3 protein-coding genes are annotated in these 3,739 nt (G+C 32.1%); 2 read left to right on the top strand and 1 reads right to left on the bottom strand.

From position 1 onward, the window contains the following. Positions 1-110 precede the first annotated feature (110 nt). The gene (locus tag GOQ24_RS14885) at positions 111-1,073 is read right to left on the bottom strand and encodes an Omp28-related outer membrane protein (protein WP_160340045.1); all 963 of its coding nucleotides are present in this window, start codon (positions 1,071-1,073) and stop codon (positions 111-113) included. A 120-nt stretch (positions 1,074-1,193) separates the two neighbouring features. On the opposite strand from GOQ24_RS14885, the gene GOQ24_RS14880 reads away from it, so the two are divergent. Together GOQ24_RS14880 and GOQ24_RS14875 are read left to right on the top strand one after the other, a co-directional pair. Beyond that, positions 1,194-1,682, top strand: a complete 489-nt coding sequence (locus GOQ24_RS14880; RefSeq protein ID WP_155093437.1) for a TlpA family protein disulfide reductase — start codon at positions 1,194-1,196, stop codon at positions 1,680-1,682. 3 nt (positions 1,683-1,685) lie between these two features. After that, positions 1,686-3,335 carry a DUF6029 family protein gene (locus tag GOQ24_RS14875; RefSeq protein ID WP_155093436.1) on the top strand — a complete coding sequence of 550 codons (1,650 nt, stop codon included), beginning with the start codon at positions 1,686-1,688 and terminating at the stop codon, positions 3,333-3,335. Positions 3,336-3,739 lie beyond the last annotated feature (404 nt).

The following is a 3,739-nucleotide window of genomic DNA, read 5'->3' as shown; positions in this document are numbered from 1 at the left end:
TAAAATCATTTTTACAAACTCAATATAGTTTTCCACGGTTATTATTTATTATTACAAAGATCTGTAGTTTTTAATTCACACACAACTTTTGAGATTGATCCGGCTTTTTGCTATTTTACGATTTCGTAATCTTGTGTAGTATTTGCTTTTGCTATTTGAGCATTTAAGGCTTTACCATTTTTATCTAGTATTACTACAACTACTGATGTTTTTTCTAAATTGTCTAAAGTGTAGTTTTCTAAAGCTACAGTAGTTTTAAATTCTTTTGCTTTTATTGTTTCGTTTGCTGCTACTTTTATCCCTGCAAAATTGTTAGCTGCACGTAAAACATGTTGGTGCATAAAATTATTTTCCCATCTTCCTTTTCCAGTGTTGTTTCCGTATAATGGTGTTGAGTTCGCTTGTTTGTATTTTAGATCATCTTCTATTAGGTAAACGACATATTTTAATTCTTCATTGATATCGTTTGTGAATTGCAGTGATACCTTAACTTCTCCTGCAGTTTTTGTCAATTGAGATTCTATTTTTATTCCAATATTAGATTTCTCCTTAATGATATTCAACTTTTCTATTGCACCAAGAACAGCATCTTGATTAATAAAGTAACGTGGTCCGTTTGAAGTATCTTCTCCATCTATGAAATTATTTTGTAAAGCCCATGCTTTAGAATCTCTTACCCAGTATATTGATGGTAGAAACTTTGGTTTCATTAGCTTAACATAATCATTGATGTTTTTTAAACGATAGGGATCTTTTGTACTTCCATAATCATCGTGTACCGTTACAGTAATGATTTTATCTTTTATACTCGTTGTTTGCAACTCGTCAAGTATAAATGCTGCATAAGGACATGCAGGACATCCAACAGAGGTATAATCTTCTACTAGTGTTTTGTGTTTGAAGAAGTTTGTTTCTTTTGGATCTGGATTTGGAGTTGGATCTGGATCTGGTTTCGGATCGATAATCTCGTCTTTTTCTTTTGTGTTGTCATCGCTTGAACAAGACGTGAATGTTAAAAATGCCGTGAATAAAGCAAATAACATTGCAAACTTAAATAGGTTTCTTTTTTTCATTTTTAATGTGTTTTTTGGTTGATTTGTGTGTAAAAATAAATATTATTTTTTTTAAATGTACACAAAAAGTTTAGTTAATTCATATATATTTACGATAATTAATCAATTAATCTTATAGATATGAAGAAATTATTTGTTTTTTTAATTTTTGCGTTTCCAATCTTTGTTTTTTCACAGCAATCGGAACTACCAAGTATCTCTTTAAAGGACTTGAATGGAAAAGAAGTTAATATTAGCGAATTAGGAAAAGGCGAAAATCCTGTTATTATTAGCTTTTGGGCAACATGGTGTGGTCCATGTTTGAAAGAATTAGCTGCTATCAATGATGTTTATGACGAATGGCAAGAAGAAACGGGGGTTGAACTTATTGCTATTTCTATTGATGATGCTAAGTCTGTTAAACGCGTAAAACCTTTAGTTAATGGTAAAGGATGGGATTATCAAGTCCTTTTAGATGATAATCACAACTTGAAAAGAGCGATGAATGTTGCTAATGTTCCTTATACTTTGGTTGTATATAAAGGTAAGATCGTTTATAAACACACTAGTTATACACCAGGAGTAGAGAAAGAATTGTTCAAGCAGGTCAAAGCTGCATTAAAGAAATAGCCTATGAAACGTATATTACTATTTTTAGGGATTGCATTAGGAGTTACTAACTCTTATTCACAGATTAGAGTTGGTTTTGAGAATAATTCTCAATGGTATATTGATGATAAAAAAATCAAGCTTGCTCCTATTGAAGCAGAAGATCGTTTTCGTTCAAATTCATACTTGAAAGTGGATTACGATTTTAAAAATTGGACCTTTGGGACTCAATTAGAGGGATATGCCCCTAAAGCGATGCTTAATTACTCACCAGACTATGATAAAGTTAGCATTGGTACTATCTATGCTAGATATAATAATGTAGAAAAGGGAATCGATGTTACGGCTGGTCATTTTTATGATCAATTTGGTAGTGGTCTGCTTTTTAGAGCTTGGGAAGACAAGCAATTAGGTGTCAATAATGCTATTTTTGGAGTTAATGCTAAGTATAGTGTAGATAACTGGGGGAAAGTTACTGTTTTCGGTGGTAGACAGAGAGTCGGAATGGGGTTTGATTTGTCTAAGTCTTTTTTGTTTGGTGCCGATATTGGTGTTAGTATTGATGACTTAGCTGGATGGGATGAACATACACTGAGTTTAGGGGCTAGTTTCTTAGGTAGAAATTTTAATAAAAACGACGAGTATGATGATTTAGATCGATTTAATAGTGGTTATTCTTTTAGAGCTGATTACGCTTTTAAAGGGTTTTATATTGGTGCTGAGTATGTAACTAAGGCCTCTGATTGTTTAGTTCAGAATTTTATGATTGATGAGGGGAGTAAGTATGATGGTAATGCTTTGTTAATTAATACTGGTTTTACTCAAAAGGGTATGTCTTTGGATGTTAATTTCAGAAGAATTGAGAATATGGGGATTTTCTCTGAACGTGAATTCTTGGGGAATGATTATTTTAAGGGGATTATGAATTATGTTCCTGCATTGACTAAACAGTATGATTATTCTTTACAGAATATATATGTATACCAAGCGCAGTCTAATATTGATTTGATGGCTGGTAAGACAGGAGAGATCGGAGGACAATTTGATTTTTATTATGAGTTTAAGAAAGGTACTTCTCTGGGAGGTGCGTATGGAATGAACTTAACAGTTAATGGTGCGTATTGGGCTGGACTAAAATCTGAAGTTAATTTCTTTGAAGGGGATGTAAGTAACGAGTTTATTGGTTTTGGAGAAAAGTATTATAGAGATCTTGGCTTTGAAGTTAGAAAGAAATGGTCTAAACAATGGTCTTCTGTCTTTATGTATTTGAATCAATTCTATAATGCTCCTGTATTACTTGGTAAAATGGAAAATATCAATACAAATATTGTGAGTGCTGAAACAACTTATCAATTCTTGGATGATAAATCTGTTAGAATGGAATTACAACATATGTGGGCGGATGCTGATAATAAGAATTGGATGGCAGGTACTTTGGAATTTGCACTAAACAGTAAATGGTCTTTTTTTGGTAGTGACATGTATAATTATGGGAATGATGATTCAGATAACAAAATTCATTACTATAATTTTGGAGCTAGTTTTACAAAAGGTGTTACTCGTGTTTCTGCTGCTTACGGTAGACAAAGAGGCGGTTTAATGTGTGTAGGAGGTGTTTGTCGTTATGTAACAGAAGCGGCTGGACTTACTATAGGTATTACTACATCTTTTTAAAGTTTAATTATATAGGATAGGTATAGCTTTATAGTTTTGCTATTACTTTCTTTTAAAAAATGAGGACTTGTCCTCATTTTTTGTTTTCACTATTTAATAGAGTGTGATTTGTTTTCTTGTATTTGGTTATTGGCACCTGTATTATATCGAAGTATTTAGGTATGTACTATACTATATATAGTATAAAGAATCTTGATATAGTATAAAGAATCTTGTTGAAGGAGATAAATGCATTATTACTGGTGTAAGTAAGGTAGGGAAGGGGGGATATCAGAAATACTAAAGAAAGTTTTACTTGTAATGTGTATCATAATAGGTAGTTATCGTTACTCCGAAAAAAACCTTTAAAAAAAGGCGTTATAAAGTTTGGAAGTAGCGTAAAAGATACTACTTTTGCATCCGCA

It is taken from the genome of Myroides sp. LoEW2-1 (assembly GCF_009767705.1).
Lineage (GTDB): Bacteria > Bacteroidota > Bacteroidia > Flavobacteriales > Flavobacteriaceae > Flavobacterium > Flavobacterium album_A.
Note: the sequence above shows the minus strand (reverse complement) of the source record. Positions and strands in the feature narration are given on the sequence as shown.